At 71.3% G+C, this 414-nt stretch carries 1 protein-coding gene; it reads right to left on the bottom strand.

Translation table 11 applies throughout. The features are described from left to right. Positions 1–261, bottom strand: a 261-nt coding sequence (locus BIV03_RS19535; protein ID WP_175475756.1) for a hypothetical protein, incomplete at its 3' end; no start/stop codon positions are given. Positions 262–414: the final 153 nt, after the last annotated feature.

The raw sequence follows: 414 nt of genomic DNA, 5'->3' as shown, positions 1-414 counted from the left end.
AGCACGGTCGCGAGGGCGACGGAAGGCCGAGTCGTCGGCCGGCACACCGGCGTCGACGACGGCCGCGGCGCCGCTGGTATTGGCGGGCTCGACGGGGGCGTCCGACGCTGCGTCCGGACGCTGCACGGGCCCGGTGACCGGCGGGACCACGAGGTCCGACAGGTACGGGGCGCGCGTCGCCGGGGCGTCACGGAGCCACTCCTCGAGCTCGCGACCGAACGGGTCGACGAGGGGGGTGCGTGCACCGGACTGCGTTTCCATGATCGAAGGATAAATATCGCAACGCTCATCTCGGCGGACATCCCCGGTGTGTCGCCGGAGTCCCTGCCATATCGCCTCGAAGGTGAACGGCGTGTCGCGGACGATGTCAGAGCGTGTGCTCGAGGTCGTCCACGAGTGCACGGCCGGCCGGCC

Origin of the sequence: Curtobacterium sp. MCBA15_016, assembly GCF_001865105.1 — a bacterium.
GTDB lineage: Bacteria > Actinomycetota > Actinomycetes > Actinomycetales > Microbacteriaceae > Curtobacterium.
Note: the sequence above shows the minus strand (reverse complement) of the source record. Positions and strands in the feature narration are given on the sequence as shown.